The sequence below is a fragment of the Mongoliitalea sp. genome (assembly GCF_054166905.1).
Map to the genome: position 1 here is coordinate 25,080 of NZ_JBSZCK010000023.1, position 22,150 is coordinate 47,229.

Below are 22,150 nucleotides of genomic sequence, written 5' to 3' on the forward strand. Positions count from 1 at the left end.
TAAGTGACCTTTTCAAAACAATATTCCGGACCATCTTCAACCCTCAATACCCAAATATTATTAAGGCATGAAAAACCGCAATTATAGTCATCCAAAACTAACTGGATTTTTCACCCAAAAGGAATCACTCCAAACTTTTAATCTCCGTAAAAACCGCCTCCTAACCTCTTGTAGTGCTAATACTGTGGGATCAATTAGGTCACAGAGCCTGCCGAAGTGGGGGCTAATTCCGATATTTAGTTACTGAGTCCGGTTGAAGAGCTTGTCGAATCATATCGATGTGCCGCTGTGCTCCAATTCAGTTTAGCCCTTATATGTTATGGGCAGTTATTCTTTTTTTAGCTTCATTTTTATTGATTCGATAAGTAGTTGGATTTTCATTTCGTCTAAGTAGTTAGCCACAAGTAATTCTAAGTTTGCTTGTCTAATAGTGGATGGAACCTTTCTGAATAGCTTAATATCTAAATATGTACTTATGTTTTCTTCATCCTCAGTGTTAAGATTAAATAGGTTTTCAGAAACTATTTTGCTAATGTCAAAATAGCTAATCAATTCGTCAATGAGTAATAATGAGCTTTCTGGAACAACTTCTTTTACTCTCCTTGAATGTGCTGTTTCCCCAGCTTCTTTTTCTGTAATGAGAATATAGCTTTTTGATATGTTATGCAATGATTTTATGAGTTTTTCAGAGAAGAATGGACCAATTGAAATGACGTCTAATTTCTCATAGTCAAAGTTAGAGTACCTTCTTCCAATTAGTTCAAAAAATAACTCCTCAAGTTTACCTTCCACAAAGATTGCCAAGTTATTTTCTGACCCTTCTTTTACTTTCGATTTTTGTACCGCATCGTCAAGTTCAGGGTAGTGCTTGTCAATTCCAGATACATTCGATATTCTAGCAAATAATGGAAACCAACCATGGCTTTCTGTCCAAACAGAATTTAATGTGCAATTCGGGGTATTGTAGTAAAATGCGATTAAAGCTCCCAAGCCCCCATAACCGAGGCCACGATATTTAGCAAACTTCTCAAAATATAGTTTTCTTGTTGAATACGGTAGACCTTCGTAAAAGTGTGAGTCTAATGAGTTCACGGTGTCTTGTTCATCGTATTCCAATGCTGAAAACACATCAGCTAATTGAGTTGATTGTATCTTTTTAATTCCTGATTTGAATCCAATTGCGGTCAAAACAAAAATATTCTTTACGCCTAATGGGATTACCCTCTCCGCAATTTCAGTTAATTCTTTCGATGATTGGTCTCCTGTTGCAATTATATCATCAATTAAGACAAGGTTTTCAATTTTACCCTCTTCAATATATTTAATGCTGTCCTCATCCAAAAAGTTGGCAGAAGCCAATTCATTAATAAGTCGAAAATTATAAGAAATCATGGCTCCGCTTTTACTTGCCCCTCCAATTGAAGCATACATAGTATTCTTCAATGATAAATTAATTCCCTTAGCTTTAGCTTGTCTGTTTAACTTAGAGTATGAAATTGCCAAAGCTGAGTTAAGTTGTTCAGCCCCAATAACGTTAAGGTTTTTTAGTATTCGAAATGCTAAATCAAAATCTTCGTTATCAAATTGAAGCATCCAGTTTACCACTTCATCAATACTCTTTTTTATTGGCCATGATTCAATAAGGGATTCTATTTCCTTTATTTTACGTTCAATTTCAATTGGGTATTTCATTTTGTTTTCGTTGATTATAGTTGCCCATAACATCAGACCGAGAAAAAAGCCACTCCTCTTTCTCAGTTCTCTGCTTCTTGCCTCCATCTTAAATTAATAAATTCAGCAATAGTTAGTTCTAAGATTACATACTTATTTCTATAAGCCACTTTCAAGTAAAAATCGATTCCAAGTGATCTTTTCAAAACAATTTTCCGGACCATCCTGACCCCTCATTTCCTAACTATTAATGGAAAGTGAAAAACTGCTATAAAATTCATTCAAAATCAACCAGATTTTTTCACCAATAGGAATCACCCCAAACTTTTAATCCCCATAGATAAACCTCCTCTTAACCCCGCAACGTCCCGATAGCCATCAGGATCAACAGGGGCTAATTCCGAAATTCCGCTGTGCTCCACTTGGGTTTAGCCCTTATATGTTATGCACTGGCGTTTCTTTATTCATCATTTTTTTTATACATTTTTATGATTTTTGTGCTATCTATTTTTACCATAATTGTGTCAGTTGAAATAGTCTCTACACTCCTAGAATTTAAAGTATCTGGCATTTCAAGTTGAATATCTTTTAAATTCAGTATTTTCAGTTCGATTGGATCTTTTTTTATTAAAAAAGTTGATAATATTATCAGAACTGTCATTATGCCAAATCCAAAATTTGCTATTTCAAAACATCTAGCTCCAAAAATCAGGTTCTCACCTTTAATATTATCAATTGGAGCGGTTTGATTGACAATAAAATTTAAGTCTCTTATTTCTTCATTTAAAAAATCTAATTCTTTTTCTGCTCTATCTTTTTTAGTTACCGTTGTTGTTCCTCTTGTAGCGTACTGATATTTATTGATTTTTAGTGTTTTAGTTGCGTGGAAGATGGTCAAAAGATAATGGGATAAAACAAAAAGAAATACTAAGGTCAAAGGGATTTTAATTATCAAGGTTATACCATTAAAACTATCAATCAATAATGGAACAAATAACGCAAAAATAGAAGCGACTATACTTGCTTGTCCAACAAGTTGAGAGTTCTTTGTTTCTATTGTATTTCTTCTTTCCTTTTGATAAGAATCTATTTCCTTCAGATAATCTAAATATCGTAATGCAACTTTTATTGTTGGTGCATCGGAAAATTGCTGAATTTTATCTTTTTCAAAATCAACATCCTTTATTATACCGATATACTTAAAATATTTCATAACCATCTATTTTTGTTAAAAAATTAATAATTTCATCCGATATTTTTAGTCCTGTTTCCATTTCAATCCAAGCCCATTGACCATTTGGATTTATTTCAAGAAAAATATAATTCCCATTTTCATCAACTATCATATCTATTGCTCCAAATGATATGTTTAGTTTTTTTAATAACACTATGCACTTTTCTTCGATGTCATTTGGTAATTGGACCTTTTGTATTGGAAGCTTTTCTCTCCTCCAATCTACTTCAGTTAATTTGCTTTTTTGTGAATCTATTTTAACAGAAAATACTTTATCTCCGACAACGGTAATTCTAAGTTCATATTTTTTAGCCACATATTTTTGAATAATTGATGGAGTCAGGTCGAACTCGTCCAATTTATTAATTACATCTTCATTGATAATATTTGTAAATATTGTCTTAGTACCATCATCAAGGTCAACTCTTCCTTGCCTTATTGGTTTGATGACTGCTTTATTATTAGAGGATATTATGAATTTTTTTAATTTCAGGTAATTGTTTGTAACAATTGTTTCTGGAATAGAAAAGCCTAATGATTCGGCAACTTTTAATTGCAATAATTTATTCTCTGCTCGATATACATAATAAGGTTTGCTTAACCACTTTTTTGCATTGATAACTTGAAAAAGATTGTCGAATAATGTTTCATAATCACTAAGTAAAAAAAGCTTCTCACCCTCGTTGTTTGCATTTACATCAGGGAGTTTTGTTCTCCGAAACCAAACAGAATCAAAATTATTAACATTATTAATAGAAAGATTAAGTCTTGGAGATAAAGTGAGTGTAAATTCATCTTTAAAGATATCTTCGCAATTAAGCCTTAAATAACTTATTTTATTTGTGTTAAGCTTCTCAATCACAAAATCCGCGGTAAAATCCTCTTTATGTGTAATTATTAAAATCATTTGTCAGAATCTACCGTCTCAACTGATTCAGTAATCGTTTTCGTATCCATTAATAATTTCAATCTGCTATGGTTGTGGTCACTATCGCTTGGTTCTGTTGATGTAAATATTTTGGTTTTGTGTCTAGTAAATATTTTAATTTAAGCTGGTAATCTCTATCAGAATCACTTGGTTCTCCTGAAGTTTTTGTAAAAGTCTCAGTTTCCATTGATATGTATTTAATCGCTGGAATAGTAGTTTCTTTTATGACAGTGAGATTTTGATTTTGTGAATATTCAACTAGAGAAAAATCTAGTTCTTTAAGTGATGGCTTTTCTGCGAAATGTAAAATTAATGGTTTCATATTTTTTGTTTTGGGTTGCAATGTTTCTTTGCGCTTGTGCATAAATTAAATATATATCTGAAAACCCAGACCAATTCCTCAGCTAGAGAATATAAGTCAAGCTTTTCCAAATCTACCCATTCCCCTTCACCTAAAAAATACCCAGAATTGGGTATTTTGAACTCGGAAATATTACATTCACACTTTTTATTTTAGTAAATTAGTCCTCATAACCCTGAAAAGCTATGAAAAAAAACTATTCATGCCAAGACTGTGGGATCGATACCAGGAAAGGAAAAAGTAATTTCTTCACTGTAACCGAAGAATTATGGGAGGACTATGGAGTAGGAAAGGACTTTCTTTGTTTGAGTTGCTTTGAAAAAAGATTAGGAAGACCTCTTAGAAAAGAAGACTTTTTAGTCAGCTTCTTGAATTATGTAGCTAATCCAGTGGTTGCAAAAATTATTAGTCCAACCGAGGAGGAAATGAATTCAATATTGGAAAAATTTAATAATCAAGATTAGTGTTACTTCTGCTTTTTGGGTAATTCTTCCCAAATAGATTGGTCAGGAATAAGGTCTTTGGGAGAACATTTCATTTCAAATGCTAACCTGTTTAAATGATTTAAATTGTATTTACTCGGCGATGAAGGGCTTTCAATTTGCCCAATAAAACCCCTTGAAGTTTCTAAAAATGCAGCAAAATCATCTTGAGAATAGCCTTTACTAATTCTAAGTTCTCGTATATGATCTATAACCGCAATATCAAATTTGCTTTTTTTCCCCATTATTATTTGCAAATTCAAAAAACTTATTTAGTTTTACGCTTAGTTATATCTAAGCAAAATAATTAAGAGTTAATTTTCTCTTTCAAGTTGTTTAGATTTGCGATACTTCCAATTGATAGCATCGCACTTAACGTCTCGAAACTGAAACCTAGGAAATTTCAATGAACACGAGGCAATAAGTGAAATGCTCACGCCATTGGCGTGGGCTCACTTGTTCGTGTTCAAGGTCGATCCTAGGTACCTAGTTTTGAACAAGTCGAGTTCACGCCTCTTATTTTTGTGGTTAGAACTTTTACTTACAGAGACGTTCCATATAAATTGAAAATGTCATGGAACAGCAAACGAGTCTTACATCCTTCTGCAAAAGTTTCCCCATTACTTTCGGGGGAGGAATGCATGCGGATTTGCTCCTGCATTTTTCACGCACATTGACCCTATTTGAACTTTTAAAGAACATCATCAAATCTCCGGTTTGATGCTTAGCCCTCGGTAAGGAAGGGGAGGTTGGCTTTTTTTGCCGTACGTCCGGATTTTCCCTGTTCCTTGGTTGCCCCTACTGCTGCAGAAGTCAGGGGATCTGTATTCACTTCATTTCTTACGGTTCTTATACAGTCTCCAGAGACTGAGGGGAAAAATACTGTCTTCACAGCTGTGACAATCGCTTCCCGAACCACCACCGATTGCATGAAAAAAATCATTCATTCATGCTTCCTGGGATTGCCATGCCTCTACCGAAGTATCTCAGCAGACCTCAAGGGAATCAATAACCCCAAAGCCTGTAATGAAACTTCCTTGAGAGCTGTCATATTCCTGGGAGCAAATTATCCCTGCCTCCTGAAGATAGCACGAAACTTAACCCTGCTGCACTTCCAGGTAATCCGCAGATTTTCAATCAAAAACACCAAATAAATCAACAACACCATGAACACAATCCAAAAACCCAGAACCTAGCCAAAGTTGCTTACCCCACAGGCTCCCTGAAACTCTCCTCATAAGGTTAACGATCAACCAAACCCAAATGTAGCTAGCGGATTCACACACGGTGACGGTACTGCACAGGGAGGGAAGCTCGCTTCCAGGCCGGAGGATAAGCTCTTGGCGGACTTTCGGTCTCCTTCAAAAATATCACTTCACTATCAAGCAGAAAGTAAATAAAGGTAATGAATACTATCGGTCCATTTAGGAATACTAAGATGACCAAGTAAGCCAATTGCTACTGACGCTTTTTACTACATAATCGTATGAAACAGTTTTACTTAATTCTCATCTTACTAATGTCATCAAAATTTGTTTTGGCCCAGTCTCTTAAGCCGGAAATAGCTGGGCAAAAGCCTCCGACGTCTGAAAATCTAGCTTTGCCTTTTTATCTGATTGTAGAGGTCAAAGGCAGAAATCTTTCAGATACGACGTTGACCATCTTTTTATGGGAGCAATATATCAACACAGGCTTTCAATCATTACCTCCAGTGATTAATGAGCTAAGTCCTAAAAATGGATCTTTCTTTTCGGGAAATATAGGAGCAAAAGTATTCGAGTTTACTTCAATTCCATTGAAAACTCCTTCATTAATTAATGTGTCATACGAGTTAAATTATTTACTAAAAGACTTTTATGCTTTTCCCGGGGATACAGTCAAGCTAGTGGTTGAAAAAGACCTGTCAAAGACCTACTTCATTGGCCCCAACGATTTGAATTATCAAATCCAACAAGACTTTGATCGGGAACTTCGGAAATCCTTCAAACTCAAAACGCCCATTATGATCGGCGCCTCTAAAGAAGCGATGCTCAGGAATGATCAAAATGTGGCTCTTTATGAAGAGGCAGTGGCGAGTCATATTAAAGGACTTAATCCATTAATGGAGTTTATATCAAATGTCTCAGCCCAAGAATCTCACTTGATGAGAATCAAAACAGACCTTCTAAATCAAGGAATACCCGGGAATCAAATCAAAAAAGCATATGAAGGATTGGTGAGTCATGAGTTTATTGAATTTGTACAAGCCGAATACATTGGAAAACTATTTGCCCGAGAAATTGCTGTTTTTAAAAGCTTTAATTCAGAGTTGAACCCATTAAAGCAAGAAATTTTAGAGGGAGTAAAACATCTAACCAATGACTTTATTTCAATCAAGCATATTGATCAAGCATTCGCTTTTCAGGATTTATTAATAGAGTTAGGGATCGGATTTAATTTAGTCGGTCACCAAGGGATTATTCCATTTTTTGAACAATACCCGCCAATCCTAAAAGAAATATTATTAACCAGATTTATAGGAAAGAATTTCAAATCGCAAGAACAGATCGACTATTATTTAAAGGAAGCAAAAAGCGTAGCAAGTTTGGGCTGGACCAATCAAGTACTAGATCAATTGATCCAAAGTAGATCTCAGGGGGCGAAGTTTAAAGAAATTTCCTTACCAAATGCTGATGGAAATATAGTGAATTCTATTGATTGGGAGGGGAAAGTTGTTCTGATTGACTTTTGGTTTACAGGCTGCAAAGCCTGTATTGAATACTATGAAAAATGTTTGAAACCGGCAGAAGAGTATTTTAAAGGTAACCCTGATGTATTGTTTGTTTCTATTAATACAGATAAAAATCAAAGTACATGGTTGAAAAGTGTAAACGCTGGTAGATACACTTCAAATCATGCAATAAACCTTTTTGCAGGACAGGACCTAGGAAAAGAGCTACTTACCTTTTACAACATCAATAGTTTTCCTTCTCAATTACTTTTAGATAAAGACCTTAAAATATATCGCTCAGGAAATTTCGCCAGAGATCCATCGATCCTTCAACAGTTAATTCTTGAGGCCATAAACCACGACATCAACAACCAACCTTAATTATTAATCTATGAAAAAAGTAGTTTTACTATTATTGGCAATTTCCATGTTTTATGGATATCAGCTAAATGCTCAGGATACAGCTATACTGAGAGGGAAAGTTATTTCAGGAAGTGATCAGTCATTGCTTCCCGGTGCATCTATCAGAGTCAAAAACACCAACTTGGGAGTTATTTCTGATATCGATGGTGAATTTTCCATTAGACTTCCTTATGGAAACCATACCCTAGAAGCTTCATTTATTGGCTTTTTGCCCTCTTCAAGGAATATTACCTTACCCAATGATGAAGAATTGATAATTGTATTGGAAACTGAAAATCTGGATTTAGATGCTGTTGAGGTAGTATCGACAGGCTATCAACAGCTGCCAAAAGAAAGAGCAACTGGTTCATTTGTTCAAATTGATAATGAACTTGTAGATAGAAGAATCAGTACGAATATTTTGGAAAGACTAGAGGATATTACACCTGGATTGATTTTCAATAGGGTAGGGCCATCCAATGATCCAATTAGTATTAGAGGAAGAAGCACGCTGTTTGCCAATACCATGCCCTTGATTATTGTTGACAACTTCCCCTATGATGGACCCCTTGAAAGTATCAATCCGAATGATGTTGAGTCCATGACTGTTTTGAAAGATGCTGCTGCGGCTTCCATTTGGGGAGCTAGAGCAGGAAATGGAGTTATTGTAATAACAACAAAAAAAGGCGCCAAAGGAAAGGTACGAGTCTCACTTAATGCCAATACCACCGTTATAGAAGAAACTGATCTCTTTTACAGACCTCAAATGGATATTGCTGATTTTATTGAGATTGAGAGGATGTTGTTCAGTCAAAATTTTTATAACAACAATATTAATTCCCCAGGTCAACCAAGACTATCTCCAACTGTTGAAACGCTTTTGGCTCAGAGAAATGGATTGATTAGTGCTGAGGAAGCAGAAAGAAGGATTAATCAATTTAAAAATCAAGATTTTAGAAGGGATTTATTGAATTACTATCATAGCAATGCAGTCAATCAACAATATGCTGTCAATGTGTCTGGAGGATCTGCATATCATAAATTCATTGTAGCAGGAGGTTATGATAGAAATTTCACAGGTGTTCAAGGAAATAATACCGAAAGATATACGCTCAACATTAGGAATGATTGGACACTGTTGAATGACAAGCTTAACCTAGATGCAGGGGTATACATTTCTAATAATTCGGTTAGGACAACCACTCAAACTCCCAGTGGCTTTGCTTATGATCGTTTGAGCGATGATCTTGGTAATCCTCTTGGGATAGCTACTGTTTACAATGAAAGACTGCTAAACTCAGGATTAGATCAGGGTTTGTTGGATTGGAGACACATTCCCCTGAATGAAATAGGTAGACAAGATTTTAGAACCAATACAAATGATTATAGGATAAATCTCAATGCAGGATATCGGATTTTCTCCGGTTTAACCGCAGAACTTCAATACCAATATTGGTCAAATAATTCTCAAATTAGAAATCATAGTCCGATTGAATTATTTACAACTAGAAACTTGATCAATCAGTTTACCCAAGTGGAAGATAATGGTCAATTGGTAAGACCGATTCCTGTTGGAGGTATCCTTAATCTTAGTAATACTAGAAGCTATTCCAATACGGCTCGGGCTAACCTTAGGTATAATAAACAGTTGGCCGAGAAGCATGAAATCAGTGCAATAGGAGGGTATGAAATAAAAGAAGGTGGATCAGAAACCAATGCAAGTTTGTATTATGGATATGATGATGATGTTGCACAAAGTATCCCAACAGATAATGTTACACTTTTTAGGAACTTTGTAAATCCTGGCAATAGATCTACCATCCCAAATATCAATGTTCCTCATAGAGGGATGATTGACAGGTTTATATCTTATTTTGCCAATGCCTCTTATGAATTTAATAAAACATACATTCTTTCTCTCAGTGCTCGAAGGGATCAGTCTAACTTATTCGGAGTAGAGTCAAATATGAGAGGTGTGCCACTTTGGTCAATTGGAGGTGCTTGGCTTATAAGTAACAATGATTTTTACAAAGTTGATTTTCTTCCTTATCTAAAGCTACGTACAACCTATGGCTACAATGGAAATATAGATAGGTCTCTAAGCGCATTTACTACAGTACAATTTATTAATGGCAACCCCCTATTGCCGGCAGAGCTTAGAGCTAATATCATCAATCCACCAAATCCGGAATTAAGGTGGGAGAGAATAAATATAATCAATTTGGCCGTTGACTTTGAAACAAAAAACGGAATCATTGGTGGTTCATTTGAAGCTTTTAGGAAAGATGGAATGGATTTAATTGGATTGATACCATTTCCTACGGCTACCGGGAGAGCCAATGTTAGAGGGAATTTCGCAGATACAAGAACTACAGGGTTTGATTTAGAATTAAGAAGTAAAAACATAGTAAAAACTAATTTTTCTTGGTCAACTTTTTTCATGCATAGTCACCTGAAGGATGAAGTGACTAATTATGAAATGAGATCATCTGTAGTCAATTATATCAATAGTTCGTCAGGAGCGATTGTTCCCTTACAAGGTAGGCCCCTATTAGCGATTTACTCATATGAGTGGGGTGGACTTGACCCTCAAACTGGTGCTCCTAGAGGTGTTTTGGACGGAGAACCAAGTACAAACTATAATGCGATCTTGGCTGCTGCAACCCCAGAAAATATAGTGTTTCATGGTTCTGCCAGACCTACTCATTTTGGAGCATTAAGAAATCATTTCACGTACAAATCCTTCTCTATGTCATTTAATATTTCGTATAGACTAGGATATTTTTACAGAAGACAATCAGTAGATTATAATAGTCTTTTGAGCGGTGTAATAAGCCATAGTGATTTTTCAAATAGGTGGCAAGTTCCCGGAGACGAGCTAAATACAAATATACCTTCATTACCGACAGTACGGAATGTTCAAAGAGATGCCTTTTTCCAGCGCTCGGCTGCATTGGTTGAACCCGGTGATCATATTCGTTTTCAGGATATTAGATTGTCATACAGTCTTAGAAACACAACTTTCCCAAGATTACCATTTAGTAATGCTGAGGTCTATACCTACATCAATAACCTAGGAATAATCTGGAAAAAAACCGATGATCCATTAGATCCTGATTTCCCAAGTATGAGGCCATTAAGAAGTATAGCAGCCGGACTTCGGGTTAATTTCTAATACAAGATCAATTCCAAAACCTTAAATTCTAATCTTATGAAAAAAATACTTTATTTCTTGATTATCACTGTTTTGATTACTGCCTGTGATGATTTCTTAGACGCCAAACCCAATAAAGATATTGTTACGCCAAATACTGTTCAATCATGGAGAGCTTTATTGGATAATGGGGAAATGTATAGACTACCCTCTATTTCAGTATTATGTTCGGATGAATTTATCACTTCTGAGGCAGGATTAGCTCAATATGCTAATCAATGGCAGAGAGAACTTTATAAATGGAATCCCACTCCATTCGGACCGGAAGAATTTGTAGGAGATTGGGCAGCACCCTACGAAGCAATATTTACTTGCAATGTGATTTTGGAAGAAGTAGAGAAGATTGAAGGAATTCAAACGGATCAATATAATGATATAAAAGGTTCTGCTCTTTTTCATAGAGGCATGGCATATTTTGGTTTGTCTCAAATTTTTCTTCCTACCTATGATGATTTAGCAAACTCAAGTCAAAGAATAGTTTTAAGAACAAATCCCAATATCAATGAACCATTGGTTTTTGTGAGTGGCACAGAAATTTATGAACAAATATTCAATGATTTAACAGAAGCATTGGAGCTACTACCAGAAGTTAGTCAGTACCCTACTAGACCCACAAAAAATGCTGTAAATGCACTTTTGGCTAGAATATATCTTTCAATGGAAGATTATGAAAATGCCAAAGTTTATGTGAGGAAAGCAATGGAACCCGATCATAGTTTGATGGATTACAATACAATTCCTGTAAGAATTCTACCATTTGGTAACTTTAACAAAGAAGTAATTTTTTATGCTGAACTGATCCCCTATACTTTCACGGGAGTGGTTACTACACAAGTGGAACCTTCTTTGTTAAACTCCTATGAAGAAAACGACCTCAGAAGGAGGCTTTTCTTTACGCTAAGACCGAATGGGATAACCAATTTTACAGGGAATTACACACAGCTTTTTAGACATTTCGGAGGATTGGCTTACAATGAAATGTATTTGATCGCAGCGGAGGTAGAAGCAAGAGTTGGGTCAGTTTCCCAAGGTTTGAGTTATCTTAATCAACTTTTGATAAATAGATATGAAACAGGATGGGAGCCTATTTCCTTAAATGATAGACAAGAACTTTTGGATATAATTGTTGAAGAAAGGCGAAAAGAACTTGCTTTTAGGGGTATTAGATGGTCTGATTTGAGGAGATTGAATAAAGATCCACGATACCAAAAAACGATTACTAGAGTTGTAAGTGGAGAGGTTTTTTCACTTGAACCAAACTCCGAAGGGTATATTATTCCAATGCCGACAAGGGAAACTCTGTTTTAGAAATAAGAAATGGTACGCAGATTCTGCGTACCATTTTCATTTTGCTAATTGGCTACCGGAAGATTTGGATTTAAGAGAACAAATTCTCGTTGAATAGGTCCAACAGGAATTCCCTCAGTTTGATCTGGTGATTCATAAAGACAATGAATAGGCTCACTAGTTAGATTACATTCATAATCAACTCCCTGAGTGGCATTCTCATCAATTACATACCAAGTAATTCCATCTTCCGTTCCAAATTCAACCATATTACTAGCAGTCGGCTGTGTAAATGCAAAAGCAAATACCGCAGCAACCAGAAAAGCTAGAATAGGTACTTTTTTAATGAAAGTATTCATAATGCACTCCTTTTTTTAACATTCAAAAAAGGCAGTAAAAACGTTTGGTTGTTATCCTACTCTATTGGAAGGTTTTCGGATTCCCCTTTTGCTACCTGGGTACAATGCTGATTCTACCTAGTACATCATCCCCATAGAATCGGGTAGCGATTTTTTATTTTTTTCCTGCAAGTAAGATCCCTAGAATGGCCAACATAAGGAGGCCAAGATTCAGGAAGAAATGCGCTTCCCACCCAAGCTCCTCGATAATCCCTGCACAGCCACAAGGAATTCTTTCAAAGGCCCCCACCCAAATCAATCCTACATAGGTAGTAAATAGACTTAGTAAAGAAACCGACCCAATCATTCCCAAGGCTCTGGTTTTTGAACCGATCAGCAAGAGCGCCAAGCCAATTTCAATGACCGGAATCAGGATACTGACATATACTCCAATTTCATTTGGAAAAGGCTGATTCAAAATAGCACCTTGAAAGCCAGTAAAATCAATCAGTTTGCTTAAACCCGTATAAGCCCATACAATGATCAATAGCCAAAGGATAACAGATACAAAAGATTGCTTGATGCCCATGTTTACCTGGTTTTATTTCTGTATAAAGCTAAAAAACAGGTATTTATCACCCAAATCACCCTGTCACATCAGGTGACAGGGCAGGCCAAAACGTAAAAACATAGACAAAAAATCGAATTAATCGTTTCAAATGTTCCTAGCTGACTCTACAAAAATCAGGATCATCCAATAGGCTAGGGTGGAGGTTCCTCTCACTTTAAGATATCAGGGCTACCGCCCCTCTCTTCCCATCAACAACCAAATTAGTCTACGAAGATAACAGGGCTACCGCCCCTGATCACTGTTCACTACCAACTGTTCACTACTCACTAATCATTGTCCACCGCCCCTACATTCCTTATCACTCCTTCCTCCTTCATCCTTCCTCCTTCATCCTTCATCCTTCCTCCTTCATCCCCTCATTCCTAATTTTTCATTCCTTGCTTCGACTACGCTCAGCACAAGTGCTTCGACTACGCTCAGCACAAGCATTCTACATTCCCTACCACTGTTCACTGCCAACTGTTCACTTGCCATTCATCATTCTTCATTCCCAATTCTACATTGTCTACTGTTCATCCTTCCTCCTTCCTCCTTTCATTCCAAATTCCTCATTCTACATTCCAAACTATCCTCTCCCCAAGACTCCGGCAGGAGTCCAATACCGAAGGTCATTAGCCCCGAGTCGCCACTCGGGGAAAAAAGATAACGAGCCCATCCATTACCCCAACTCCGATAGGAGTTGAATCCTATCGGAATCGGCAGTTAAAAAGGTGTTTTGTTTGAATTTAATTCCAAAAGAAAGATAGGAGTCCCTGAAAATTCAACCCCTCCCAGGGGTTGGGAGCGCTGAAAGGGTGATTTCTCCAACAACCCCGAGTTGTCACCCGGGGCTAATACCCTTCGGGATTCAACCCTTCTCGGGGTTTTTAGAGTTGTCGATCCAAAAAATCACATACTCACTAATCATTGTCCATTGTTCACTTCTCACTGTTCATATTGTCACGTCCTGAAATTTATTGACATTTTTTTATAATTCTTCAATGCTTAAACAAAGCTTCCGATTCCAGCGGAATCAAATATGTATAGTTACAATACGTCTAGGGTCAAGTGCGACTCCGAATGGAGTCGAATGTCGCTAGCTGCAACTAATTTAGCTATAAACATGTGACCTCTTCGAGGTCGGGATTTTGGTATCAAAAACAAATGCGTACCCTATATTCAATAAGCATTGTCCACCATCAACTATTCGTAAAAAACCCACCCTACAACCTGGCTCCTCACTAAAAAGCTATATTAATAGCTTTTCTTTACGTTCGGCCCTCTCATCCTTCACCCTTTCATTCAAAATTCTTAATTCCTTGCTTCGACTACGCTCAGCACAAGCACTCTACATTGTCCACCGCCAATGTTCACTACGCACTGCTCACTGCTAACTGTTCACTACCCACTGCTCACTTCAAGACTGCCAGTCAGCCCACTGTCATTCTTAATTACTCATTCCTCATTCTACATTCCCTACCACTGTTCACAGCTCACTGTTCACTACGCACTGCTCACTTTTCACTAAAAAAGTCCCAATTTTCAAGCATTTCAAAACTTGACCTAGCAAAAATTTGGTATTTGATTTTGGTTTTTTTTCATTGAACTTCAAATCAACTACTTACATAATGAATAATTATAAACGATTACTTCAAGTTAAAAAATACGCGTTGGAACATGATCTCTTTTTTCGAGAGATTTACCAGGATATGCTTAAACAAGCCAATCACCTTAACTTCAGAAAAAACAGCTTGATCAAAACCCAGCAAGGAAGTGAAGCCTTATACTTTTTGAATCAAGGATTAGTGGTCGGTACCAAAGATAAAAGTGTCAAAGGGGATTGGACCTACCTTATCCACTCAGAAGAGGTCTTTGGTGATTATCAGGAGATAGTGGGAGCTATGATGCCTAAATTAAATTGGTTTGCATTAACTGATGTTGAACTGGTATCCATTTCCTGCGAAACTTTTAAAAATGGGCTTATGCCTCATCCAACACATTTTATGAAAATTACTGCGCATCTCTACAAGCTAGAGTTTGAACGCTTGGAAACCTTTGCAGAAATTAATAAACGGAATCTCCCAGATAAACTTAGGTTTTTAGAGACCAGAAACCCTGATTTAATCGTTCAATCCAAGTTTAAGGATTTGGCAAAGTACATAGGAGTTTCTAGACAACATTTGTATAGGGAATTGGTCAACAAAAATTACTTTCCTAGCAGTTAAAAAATGAAAAATCACACTTTTATGTCTCAATTTTTACCCTTTTCAAAAAAAAATTAACTTTTTTATTGCATGTTAATTAGTTGATTTTTTATATTCAACTTAATCGTTAATAAGAGGAGAGGCTATTGAGAACTTTATATTCATTGTTCAAATGCTTCTGAATATAGCCTGCTGACGATTTTTAGAATGTGATTAATGTTTGTTGGATATAACTAATAGAAGCTATGAAAATGACCATTGACCCAATTTCATTCAAGTCTTTTTTAGACGAAATCATGACGATCCAATTGAAGGACGTTATTGCACTTATAGAATATCTAGAGGGAGAAAAACTAAAAAAAGGAACTGTTTTAAGAAAGGCCGGAGAAAACGAAAATCAGGCTTATTTGGTGATGGAAGGTACGCTTGCCCTGTATTGTCCACAAAGCCGATTGATCAGACCCTTTTTTCGAAAAGAAGTCGCCTTTGACATGGATGCATATTTTTCAAAATCCCCAAGCGAAAACTACCTGATCGTCAAAGAAAATGCAAAATTAATAAAGGTGTCAAGAAAGGCAGAATCACTGATTTTAAACAACTTAAGTCATTTAAAGACGTTTTCGGAAGCACTCATTCAGTCAGCAAGTGCGTCTAATCAAAAGTGGATGAAAATTTCTCAAATGCATTACTCCAAAGCCCTTCCTCTCATAAAAAAAGATAACCATCACTTTTTTAAAGTATTCAATTCTTTCGAGACTGCCTCACTCCTTCAAGTCAACCGGCGAACGCTGAGCAGATTCAGTAGGCAACTCCTTCAAAGTAAACATTCTTTCTTGGTCAAAGCCATGGAAAACAATATTTTCAATTATCCTTTTCCCTCGGAGTGTCACCCTCAAGTTGACCATGTACATTCCTTTGCACTGGAATGGGCGATTCAACACAAACTATTCTTCAAGACCAAAACCCGATTGATATTTGACACCATGAAAATGCCTTACCTTTCATGTAGACTTTACCCCGATGCTTCGCTAGAAAAAGCTATTTGGATAGGAAAGTTTTTTGTTTGGCTTTTTTTCATGGATGACTTTACGGATAATCTTACAAAAGGTAAGAAAGAGAAGTTTTGGGAGAAAATACTGTTTGGAGTCAACTCCATTGTTCTTAATAAAAAAGTCCCATATGGTTTAGGGAAAATAGCCCTATTCTGGAAAGCATTTGACAATCTTTGGAACGAATTCACAACCCTAGCATCAGAAAAATTCATAGTGATTTTCGAAGAATCCATATACCAATACATCCTGGCGAATAGATGGGAAGCAAGAAATCTTGATAAGGGTACTATTCCAAGCATGGTTGATTATATTAAAAAAAGACCATTCTTTTCAGGTGGAAACATGGCGCTGGATTTTTCCCTATTTGTTTTGGAAGACGTTGCACCTGGAGTGTATCAGCACTGGAGTAGCTTGGCAAATTATAAGAAGGCAGCCTCTAATTTGATTTTCAAATCCAATGACCTGCTTTCATACCAAAAAGAAAAACAGCTAAATGATTACCATAACTTAATTTCGCAATTACAGATTCATAGAAATCTAACCGAGGAACAGGCAATCAATGCAGTTATTGAAGAACATGCAGAAGAATTGAAAAAGTTTTTGGAAACCGATAAGCTCTTGAGTGAAGCATACTCGCCGAAAACCCAAGATAAGATGCTCCTTATGAAAAATATCAAGTACCAAATCGCAGGCGCTGTTGAATGGTCTATGTTTGATACCAAACGATACATAGACTTTTAAGCGAACCAAGTTTAAACGATAGTTACCATGAAACACACGTTCTAGTTATACTCGATTTACTACCTTAGCAAGGCCTCTAGCATTTCCTCCATTGCCAAAAGATGTAGCCTTGACTACAAATCATCCCAACCTCTGACTACCCTCAACCCTTTTTTGAACTTTCTTTAAGTATATCCTTTGATCGCGTTTGACAAATAGGAGGATATACTGCTCAAGGTTTAACGTGAATCCAACTGATGTCACTACGAATCTACTTTGATCCTGTATCCATCAGATTCCGTTAATTTTAATTTTCCCATAAATAGCGTAAGGAAAACTAATAAAAAAATCTAATATCAATCTCGTTTATATACGTAAGCAAATCGAATTGAAACTTTTCCAAAGTTTGATTAAAAGTACAATCAAACTGAATCTACAAGGAAAACTTTGGAAAAGTTACGCTAGACTAAACAACATCAAATCTAAAATCTAATCCCGATAGCTATCGGGACTAAAATCTAAAATCTCCCCTGCAATCCTCCAACAAATTCTGTCTGAGTCATGCAAAGGAAAAGATGCGTCATATATCCTCAAGACATCCAACGGATGACATCCAAGTCAGAGAGATATTCACAAAATCTCTTGCAAAAAGTGCGCATGTATTTCAAAAAAGAACCCCATCAGTTTGTTACCATCCGAGAGTTCTCCCAGTTCTCAGGTATTCCCCTAGAAGACATCGATCCCTACATTGAAAAATCCTAGTATTTTGAAGCCAAATCTGAGGTTTAAAACTTGTAATCAATAGCTATTAAATCATCAATTTCACCATGTCAAATTCCAAAAAATTGGCATTTTTTTCACTCTTGAAAAAATTATAAAACCATTCAAAAAATCATATTTTAGGCTCAAAAAATAGCTGTTTTAGCCGTCCGTGTCCCGACCGTGTTCCGACCATGTCCCGTATGCCTCCCGACCATTCGCCGACTTTTCGCTAAAATCCAAGAAACCATATAATTATTTTAAGACAGTCAAAATTCCAAATTCACTCCTCACTAGGACTGTACCAAGTACTAAGTACAAAGTACCAAGTATGAAATTCAAGCAAAAAAAGAAGAATGCCTTATGTACATTCATTTCTCATTCCTCATTTATAAACTGTTCACTACTCACTGCTCACTGTTCACTCCCCAAGACTACCCGTCGGCCCACTGTCATTGTTCATTCTTCATTCCTCATTCCAAATTCACATACACTGTTCACTCCCCAAGACTCCGGCAGGAGTCCAACACCGAAGGTAATTAGCCCCGAGTCGCCACTCGGGGAAAAAAGATAACGAGCCCATCCATTATCCCAACTCTGACAGGAGTTGAATCCTATCGGAATCGGCAGTTAAAAAGGTGTTTTGATTAAATGTAATTTCAAAATAAAAATAGGCCCCCTGAAAATTCAACCCCTTCGAAGGGTTGGGAGCGCCGAAGGGGTGACTTCTCTATCAACCCCGAGTTATTACCCGGGGCTAATACCCTTCAGGATCCAACCCCTCTCGGGGTTTATAATTCTCCGCCCAAAAAAAACAACTGCTCACTGCCACCTGATTATTTGTTAACTGCTCACTAATCATTGTCCATAGTTCATTGCTAACTGTTGTTCACTGCTCACTGTTCACTGCTCACTGCTAACTATTCCTCCTTCATTTCCGGGGCTTAAAAGCCACGGCAATTGATTGATCTATACCTTAGGAATTTACTCAAACTTTGTTTCAAAAATTCAATCAAAGTCGTGGGTTAAAACCCACAAACGAAGGTTACACCCACATTTCTCATTCTTAATTCCTTGCTTCGACTACGCTCAGCACAAGCATACTACATTTCCCTCTACCCACTGTTCACTTCTATCTATTCATCCTTCATTCTTCATCCTTCATCCTTTCATTCTTAATTCCTAATTCCTAATTCTACATTCAAACCCACTGTTCACTGCTTACTCCGCATCTTCCGCAAAATCCGCACGATCCGCACACTCATTTCCTAACCTTCTCACCATCAATCATATTTGACTATGTTTTACTTTAAACCAATTTAAACATGGCAAAACAAACCAGTATCATTACCCTAAACGGTAACATCGGAAGATTGAATTTCTTCAAAAACCGTGATGGCTATCAGGCCAGAGAAAAAGGAGGCGTCAGCAAGTCCAGAATCATGACTGACCCCAGGTACGCAAGAACGCGTGAGAATATCGCTGAATTTACGACCAATGCAGCAGCAGTCAAATTGCTCAAAGACACCATTCGTCCGGCATTGATCAAAATCTCCGATCCAAGATTGCATCAGCGTTTGGTTAGAAGAATGCTTGAGATTCTTAGAACCGACCCGGTCAATATTAGGGGAGAGCGCCAGGTCTTCGAAGGCAATTGGCAGTTGATCCAAGGCTTAGACATGAATGTTAAAGCAAATTTGGCATCTGTTCTCAAACAAGAGATCACATACACCAATTCGGAAACAGACTGGCAGGTAACGATACCACCCTTCCAACCCTCAGACTTTGTCTGGATTCCTGAAGGAGCTACTCATTTCAGAATATTTGCTGTTGGTGCCTCAGTGGATTTCTTATCCTTGGAAAGAACCTTCCTGATGGATAGTTCAGAAGAGATACCCGTATCAGGATTGACCCCGGCCATCAGTTTGACGATAGCCAAAGCTACCTTGGTTAATCCTCACAAAGTGTTCTTGCTGGGTATGGAATTCCTCCAGTTAGTCAATGGACAGCATTATGCCTTGAGCAATGGTGCGCACAATGCAGCATCCATTGTCCTGGCAGAAAATGACTAAGCTATGGTTTTGCAACTCTTTAGAAGATATGAGGAGACAAGAACACTTGGGTTATTGAAAATGTACGGGAAAGTCATTTCCAAAACATTGGAAAACCCCAGGCTTGCGACAACTCCTTGTATGGATGAAGGGAAATATGAACTTCTATTGCGGTACAATGAGCAAAGAGGTTGGTATTTGCAAGTAGATTGCCTAGAAACAAATGCATACACCGTGGAGCCCTTACATCAGGGGAATAAAGTGTCAGATTACAGCATAGTCCCGGTTTTGTATTGGAATAATAGGGAGAAATTTTCCAAGTTGGCTACTTTAAAATTGATGGACAAATTGGAAACCATCTATGCCTCAGGCGATCGGATTTGGCTCGAGATTAGCGATAGCAGTCAAAATATCCTAGGAAATGATGGACTGGCAGATTAGTTTATTGGTCTTAGGATTGGGAGGAGTGATGTCACTCCTCCTTTCCATCATCGCATATTTCTTGAAGCTATTGGTTCAGGATATCAGAGATCTTAAAAAAGATTATGGAGACCTGAGAGCGCTCTGCATGTGGCTTAAAGTCAGACAGACAGAGTTAGAAAACAAACTATCAAAATCATAAGTAACAAATGATATGGAAGTAACAAAGTTAATATCAGAACTCAAGACAAGATGGCAAAAACCCACGCCACCGTTCTTTCAAAAGTTAGGTCAAATAGGAATGATCCTAGCGGGAGTAGGAGGAGCCATCCTAACAGTACCTGTGGCATTACCAGCAGTACTGATATCAGCCGGAAGCTACTTGTTTACCGCAGGAATTGTGATCACTAGCATTAGCCAAGTGACTATTGATATTCCCGTGGAAGACGAGAAAGATTAATTGTATGCAATCAAGAGGATTCGCTTGGAATCCTCTTGATATTTATCTTTTCAGTATTCACATGGTGAATAATTTATCAACTCCAATTTTGAAATATGTGATTCTTTACGACTTATTTATAAATTGCGACAAAATAAAAATTAATGTCCTTTCAATGGGGATCTATTGTTTTTCCTTCACCAACCCAATTTTATGCGAATTTTAATCGACATCAATCATCCCGCTCATGTCCATTATTTTAGAAACTTTTATGCCATCATGAAAGAAAAGGGACATGAGATCTTGTTTGTTTCCCGAAATAAGGAAATAGAACATCAACTCCTGGATTATTATCAAATACCCTATATCAATCGGGGTAAAGGGAAAGAAGGGAAATTGGGGAAGTTTGCCTACCTCTTGTATGCAAATTTTAAATTACTGAGAATTTCTCTGAAGTTTAAACCCGATGTTTTTTTGAATTTTTTACACCCCTACCCATCACAAGTAGCAAAATTATTAGGTAAACCTTCCTTGGTATTTAGCGATACAGAACATGCCAAACTTCATCATCGCTTGACGGTACCGTATGCTACCCAAATTTTCACACCAAGCTGTTACAGAACTAACTTAGGTGAAAAACAGGTGCGATTTCAAAGTTTCATGGAGCTTTCCTACTTACATCCCAACTATTTTCAGCCTCAAGAAGATGTTTTAGATATTTTGGGAGTAAAAAAAAATGAACCCTTTGTCATTGTTCGCTTTGTTTCTTGGGCAGCAGCACATGATTTTGGACATACAGGGATGTCTTTGGAAAATAAGATTCAGGCAATTGAGGCGATGTCCAAATACGCTCGAATCTTTATATCTTCTGAAAAACAGCTCCCTGAAAGCCTACAAAAGTATCAAATTACCATACCTAAAAATAAAATGCACGATGCGCTGTATTTTAGCACACTACTTTTTGGAGAGAGTGCCACCATGGCATCGGAAGCAGCTGTCTTGGGAACATCCGCAATTTTTTTAGATAACGATGGCAGGGGTTATACAGATGAATTGGAAAGTGAATACCATATGGTTTTCAATTTTACAGAAAGTGAAGAGGATCAAAAAAAAGCTATTAAAAAAGCTATAGAATTGTTGCAAAACCCTCAGTTGAAAAAAGAAAATAGCGCAAAAAGGGAACGTATTCTTCGGGAAAAACTGGATACAACAGCTTTTATGGTGAAATCAGTTGAAAAGTTCAAAAAATAAATCCATCGTACTATTGA

Annotated in this window: 20 protein-coding genes; 12 read left to right on the forward strand and 8 right to left on the reverse strand. The window is 37.0% G+C overall.

The window, feature by feature from the left end:
- Positions 1 to 327 precede the first annotated feature (327 nt).
- The 4 genes from ACXIUD_RS07275 to ACXIUD_RS07290 form a co-directional block, all read right to left on the reverse strand.
- The gene (locus tag ACXIUD_RS07275; protein WP_458051962.1) at positions 328 to 1,779 is read right to left on the reverse strand and encodes a phosphoribosyltransferase; all 1,452 of its coding nucleotides are present in this window, start codon (positions 1,777 to 1,779) and stop codon (positions 328 to 330) included.
- 352 nt (positions 1,780 to 2,131) lie between these two features.
- The gene (locus tag ACXIUD_RS07280; RefSeq protein ID WP_458051963.1) at positions 2,132 to 2,884 is read right to left on the reverse strand and encodes a hypothetical protein; all 753 of its coding nucleotides are present in this window, start codon (positions 2,882 to 2,884) and stop codon (positions 2,132 to 2,134) included.
- Positions 2,871 to 3,812 (reverse strand): hypothetical protein, encoded by a 942-nt coding sequence (locus ACXIUD_RS07285; RefSeq protein WP_458051964.1) that lies wholly within the window; start codon positions 3,810 to 3,812, stop codon positions 2,871 to 2,873. Before ACXIUD_RS07285 ends, ACXIUD_RS07280 begins: the two co-directional genes overlap by 14 nt.
- Positions 3,813 to 3,870: 58 nt before the next feature.
- On the reverse strand, positions 3,871 to 4,155 hold the full coding sequence (locus ACXIUD_RS07290) for a hypothetical protein (RefSeq protein WP_458051965.1): 285 nt from the start codon (positions 4,153 to 4,155) through the stop codon (positions 3,871 to 3,873).
- A gap of 224 nt (positions 4,156 to 4,379) precedes the next feature.
- On the opposite strand from ACXIUD_RS07290, the gene ACXIUD_RS07295 reads away from it, so the two are divergent.
- Positions 4,380 to 4,658, forward strand: coding sequence for a hypothetical protein (locus ACXIUD_RS07295; RefSeq protein ID WP_458051966.1), 279 nt, complete (start codon positions 4,380 to 4,382; stop codon positions 4,656 to 4,658).
- A 2-nt stretch (positions 4,659 to 4,660) separates the two neighbouring features.
- Here the strand turns inward: ACXIUD_RS07295 and ACXIUD_RS07300 are convergent, their stop codons facing one another.
- Both ACXIUD_RS07300 and ACXIUD_RS07305 read right to left on the reverse strand, forming a co-directional pair.
- Entirely contained in the window at positions 4,661 to 4,939 is a 279-nt protein-coding gene (locus ACXIUD_RS07300) for a helix-turn-helix domain-containing protein (RefSeq protein ID WP_458051967.1), read from the reverse strand.
- Positions 4,940 to 5,400: 461 nt separating this feature from the next.
- Entirely contained in the window at positions 5,401 to 5,619 is a 219-nt protein-coding gene (locus ACXIUD_RS07305) for a hypothetical protein (RefSeq protein ID WP_458051968.1), read from the reverse strand.
- Positions 5,620 to 6,195: 576 nt separating this feature from the next.
- On the opposite strand from ACXIUD_RS07305, the gene ACXIUD_RS07310 reads away from it, so the two are divergent.
- From ACXIUD_RS07310 to ACXIUD_RS07320, 3 genes are read left to right on the forward strand one after another with little or no spacing between them, the layout of a single operon-like run.
- Positions 6,196 to 7,767: a TlpA family protein disulfide reductase gene (locus tag ACXIUD_RS07310; RefSeq protein WP_458051969.1), complete on the forward strand. Its 1,572-nt coding sequence runs from the start codon at positions 6,196 to 6,198 to the stop codon at positions 7,765 to 7,767.
- Positions 7,768 to 7,777: 10 nt separating this feature from the next.
- Positions 7,778 to 10,963, forward strand: a complete 3,186-nt coding sequence (locus ACXIUD_RS07315; protein ID WP_458051970.1) for a SusC/RagA family TonB-linked outer membrane protein — start codon at positions 7,778 to 7,780, stop codon at positions 10,961 to 10,963.
- A gap of 36 nt (positions 10,964 to 10,999) precedes the next feature.
- Complete coding sequence (locus ACXIUD_RS07320) at positions 11,000 to 12,310, forward strand: RagB/SusD family nutrient uptake outer membrane protein (RefSeq protein WP_458051971.1); 1,311 nt, start codon at positions 11,000 to 11,002, stop codon at positions 12,308 to 12,310.
- A gap of 44 nt (positions 12,311 to 12,354) precedes the next feature.
- On the opposite strand, the gene ACXIUD_RS07325 is transcribed toward ACXIUD_RS07320, so the two are convergent.
- Both ACXIUD_RS07325 and ACXIUD_RS07330 read right to left on the reverse strand, forming a co-directional pair.
- The gene (locus tag ACXIUD_RS07325) at positions 12,355 to 12,648 is read right to left on the reverse strand and encodes a hypothetical protein (protein WP_458051972.1); all 294 of its coding nucleotides are present in this window, start codon (positions 12,646 to 12,648) and stop codon (positions 12,355 to 12,357) included.
- A gap of 154 nt (positions 12,649 to 12,802) precedes the next feature.
- Positions 12,803 to 13,216 carry a MauE/DoxX family redox-associated membrane protein gene (locus ACXIUD_RS07330; protein ID WP_458051973.1) on the reverse strand — a complete coding sequence of 138 codons (414 nt, stop codon included), beginning with the start codon at positions 13,214 to 13,216 and terminating at the stop codon, positions 12,803 to 12,805.
- A 1,649-nt stretch (positions 13,217 to 14,865) separates the two neighbouring features.
- Here ACXIUD_RS07330 and ACXIUD_RS07335 point away from each other — a divergent pair.
- The 8 genes from ACXIUD_RS07335 to ACXIUD_RS07370 all read left to right on the forward strand — a co-directional run bounded on the left by ACXIUD_RS07335 (position 14,866) and on the right by ACXIUD_RS07370 (position 22,133).
- Positions 14,866 to 15,462 carry a hypothetical protein gene (locus ACXIUD_RS07335; RefSeq protein WP_458051974.1) on the forward strand — a complete coding sequence of 199 codons (597 nt, stop codon included), beginning with the start codon at positions 14,866 to 14,868 and terminating at the stop codon, positions 15,460 to 15,462.
- Between the two features lie 224 nt (positions 15,463 to 15,686).
- Entirely contained in the window at positions 15,687 to 17,234 is a 1,548-nt protein-coding gene (locus ACXIUD_RS07340) for a terpene synthase family protein (protein WP_458051975.1), read from the forward strand.
- A 540-nt stretch (positions 17,235 to 17,774) separates the two neighbouring features.
- Positions 17,775 to 17,975: a hypothetical protein gene (locus ACXIUD_RS07345; RefSeq protein ID WP_458051976.1), complete on the forward strand. Its 201-nt coding sequence runs from the start codon at positions 17,775 to 17,777 to the stop codon at positions 17,973 to 17,975.
- A 1,322-nt stretch (positions 17,976 to 19,297) separates the two neighbouring features.
- Positions 19,298 to 20,044 (forward strand): hypothetical protein, encoded by a 747-nt coding sequence (locus tag ACXIUD_RS07350; protein WP_458051977.1) that lies wholly within the window; start codon positions 19,298 to 19,300, stop codon positions 20,042 to 20,044.
- Between the two features lie 3 nt (positions 20,045 to 20,047).
- Positions 20,048 to 20,464 (forward strand): DUF5675 family protein, encoded by a 417-nt coding sequence (locus ACXIUD_RS07355; RefSeq protein ID WP_458051978.1) that lies wholly within the window; start codon positions 20,048 to 20,050, stop codon positions 20,462 to 20,464.
- Positions 20,445 to 20,645 carry a hypothetical protein gene (locus tag ACXIUD_RS07360; RefSeq protein ID WP_458051979.1) on the forward strand — a complete coding sequence of 67 codons (201 nt, stop codon included), beginning with the start codon at positions 20,445 to 20,447 and terminating at the stop codon, positions 20,643 to 20,645. The genes ACXIUD_RS07355 and ACXIUD_RS07360 overlap by 20 nt, the downstream gene beginning before the upstream one ends.
- A 12-nt stretch (positions 20,646 to 20,657) precedes the next feature.
- Positions 20,658 to 20,903, forward strand: coding sequence for a hypothetical protein (locus tag ACXIUD_RS07365; RefSeq protein WP_458051980.1), 246 nt, complete (start codon positions 20,658 to 20,660; stop codon positions 20,901 to 20,903).
- A 192-nt stretch (positions 20,904 to 21,095) separates the two neighbouring features.
- A complete protein-coding gene (locus tag ACXIUD_RS07370) occupies positions 21,096 to 22,133 on the forward strand; it encodes a DUF354 domain-containing protein (RefSeq protein WP_458051981.1) in 1,038 nt (345 codons plus the stop codon).
- The last annotated feature ends 17 nt before the right edge of the window (positions 22,134 to 22,150 follow it).